At 47.3% G+C, this 2,947-nt stretch carries 4 protein-coding genes; all 4 read right to left on the reverse strand.

Annotated features, from left to right (window positions below; all coding sequences use genetic code 11):
- Positions 1–108: 108 nt before the first annotated feature.
- Entirely contained in the window at positions 109–993 is an 885-nt protein-coding gene (gene rarD, locus F8N00_RS17410; protein WP_023467448.1) for an EamA family transporter RarD, read from the reverse strand.
- A 16-nt stretch (positions 994–1,009) separates the two neighbouring features.
- Positions 1,010–1,885: an EamA family transporter RarD gene (rarD, locus tag F8N00_RS17415; protein WP_023467447.1), complete on the reverse strand. Its 876-nt coding sequence runs from the start codon at positions 1,883–1,885 to the stop codon at positions 1,010–1,012.
- A 53-nt stretch (positions 1,886–1,938) separates the two neighbouring features.
- Positions 1,939–2,634: a 23S rRNA pseudouridine(2604) synthase RluF gene (gene rluF, locus F8N00_RS17420; RefSeq protein ID WP_058265067.1), complete on the reverse strand. Its 696-nt coding sequence runs from the start codon at positions 2,632–2,634 to the stop codon at positions 1,939–1,941.
- Between the two features lie 107 nt (positions 2,635–2,741).
- The coding region (locus F8N00_RS17425; protein ID WP_421018681.1) for a TRAM domain-containing protein at positions 2,742–2,947 on the reverse strand (206 nt) is incomplete at its 5' end.

Here is a 2,947-nt window from a genome sequence, read left to right on the forward strand (position 1 = left end):
GCCGTATGGTCGATCATTCCTGCTAAATTCATGTTTGTTGTCCTCCTTAAGGGTATCCCTTAGACTCTGTTTTTATTCTATCACGCAAGAGGTCAGACTTCTATCTTTTTACGCGACTTTTCGGAGCTGTTTTTTCCGAATCCAGACACCATTGAGCGTAAAGACGATTGCTGCTGTCCAAATACATGTAAACGCCACCATGTGCGTTTTAGTAAATGGTTCGTGATACAGCAACACACCGAGTCCAAGCGACAAGGTTGGTGCGACGAATTGCAGGAATCCGACCCACGTGAACGGAATCCGTTGTGCCCCGAATCCGAATAACAAAAGTGGAACAGCGGTGACAATCCCGGTCAAGATGAGTCCGGTCGTCGTACCGACAGATTCGGTCATCGAAGACGTCCCTTGTACTTGCCAATAGCCTAGGAAAATCAAAGCCAGCGGAAGCGGCGCCATCGTCTCGAGCGTCAGACTGACCGTTGATTCGAGTGGTCGCCGCTTTTTGACGACGCCGTAAAAGCCGAAGCTTAAGGCAAGTGCGATCGAAATCCATGGAAACTCGCCGTAGCCTATCGTCAAAATCAAGACACCGATCGTCGCAAGGACAATCGAGATCCACTCGATCCGTGAAAGCTTTTCCCGAAAGAATACGACACCAAAGACGATGCTGACAAGCGGATTGATGTAATAACCAAGCGACGCTTCGACAATGAATTGATGATTGACGGCCCAGATATAGATGAACCAGTTCAGACTGATGATCAGTCCGTTTAAGAAAAAGAGTCGCCGCGTGAACGGATCGCGTAACGCCGTTTTCCACTTCCCAAGTGCTTTTTGAAATGATAATAAGATGAGCAGAAATAAGAATGACCAGATAATCCGGTGTGCCAGTATCTCTTCACTCGGTACGTTGGCGAGCATCTTCCAGTAGAGCGGTAAGAGTCCCCAAATGATATACGCGACAAGTGTCGCAAAGAATCCTGGTAGATTCACGTAATCCCTTCTTTCATTATGATACCTTCTTCATTCGCATTTTTCCTGCCGATAAACCGCTGATCGTAAAGAGAGCAACAGCAATCCAAATGAACAGGAAAGCGATGAAGTGAATCGTCGTAAAGACGTCATTAAATAGATAAATTCCAAGGAGTAGCGTCAGGGTCGGGGCAATGTATTGGAGAATCCCGACGTAGACAAACGGGATTTTCGGCATTCCGTATCCGAATAACATCAATTGGACTGCTGTTGCGATCCCGAGCATGATGATCGCAACCAGCGCACTCGTCGGCATCGCAAGCGGTTGACTATCTGTCACACCAAGCGTCAAGAGAGCGAACGGGAGCGTGACCAGTGTCTCTAAAAATAATCCGGATAATGGTTCGGCTGCTGCCTTTTTCTTTAGTACACCGTAAAATGCGAACGAGACGGCAAGTGAAAAGGCGATAATCGGAAATTGACCATAACCGAGCGTTAAAATCATCACACCGATGATTGCTGATAAAATCGCAATCACTTGCGGACGCGTCAATCGTTCCTTAAAAAAGATCAAACCGAACAAGACGCTGACGAGCGGATTGATGTAATACCCGAGTGACGACTCAACGATATACCCTTCCCCGATGGCGTAAAGATAGAGCGACCAGTTCCCACCTAATACGAGCCCTGCCGCAAGCACGGTATAGCGCTGGCGTTTGTTTTGCCATAATTGACGAACGAATTGGAATTTCTTCGTCAGGCGTAGTAACAACGTCACGAAGATGAACGCACTCAATATCCGAATTGAAACGACCGTCCATGCTGGAATACCAGCAGCAAATACTTTGTAGATCGGCAACAGTCCACCAATCACGTAGGCGACAAATGTCGCACTCATACCCCGTTTATCCACGGTCATCCCCCTTATGTATGAAGAAAGCCGCCAGTGGCGACTTTCATTGAACCTTATTGCCCGTCAAGCGTCGTAAACAACTCGCGTAATTCCTCTTCTGTCAAATCTCGCCAAGAACCAATCGGTAAATCGCCAAGCTCGATGTTCATGATCCGGACGCGTTGGAGACGCTTAACTCGGTAGCCGAACTCTTTACACATACGGCGAATCTGACGATTTAACCCTTGCGTCAAAATGATCCGGAATGTCCGTGTCTCAAGTGGTTCAACGATGCATTCCTTCGTTGTCGTACCGAGAATGTCAACACCACTCGCCATCCCTTGAATGAACGTATCCGTAATTGGTGCATCGACGGTTACGATATATTCTTTGTCGTGATTGTTTTCTGCTCGTAAGATCCGGTTAACGACATCACCGTCATTCGTCAACAGAATCAAGCCGTCTGAATCTTTATCGAGGCGACCGATTGGGAAAATCCGCTTCGGATGATTGACGAAATCGATGATGTTTCCTTCGATATCAAGCTCTGTCGTACACGTGATGCCGACTGGTTTATTTAAGACGATGTAGACAGGTTTTGGTTTTGTCTGAAGCGGCTGACCGTCGATTTCGACGACGTCCGTTTCTTCAGCTTGCGAGCCGAGTTCTGCTGTCAGACCGTTGATCGTCACACGACCTGCTTCGATCAGTTTATCGGCAGCACGTCTTGAGCAAAAGCCCGTTTCGCTAATGAATTTGTTGATTCGCATGAATGATATCCTCTTTCCTTAATTGAACTGTATTCAGTGTAGCGCATTCCTGAAATGAAAACAAAAAAAGTGGCAAAGAAAACCAGAGGTTTCCTTTGCCCTTTCGATTAGACCGCAGCGTCTTTTAATGTCTGCATGATGCGGACGAATTGACCATCATTCATCGGATAGCCGGCTTTCGTGATTTTGACACGAACGAGTTGTCCGATCATTGACTCATCGCCTTCGATTGCGACACGCAGATAGTTATCCGTGTAACCGACGAGACGACCGCCTGCTTCCTGTCTCTTATACACATCTCCGAGCCCACGAG

It is taken from the genome of Exiguobacterium sp. A1_3_1 (genome assembly GCF_048985645.1).
GTDB classification, from domain to species: Bacteria; Bacillota; Bacilli; order Exiguobacteriales; family Exiguobacteriaceae; genus Exiguobacterium_A; species Exiguobacterium_A indicum.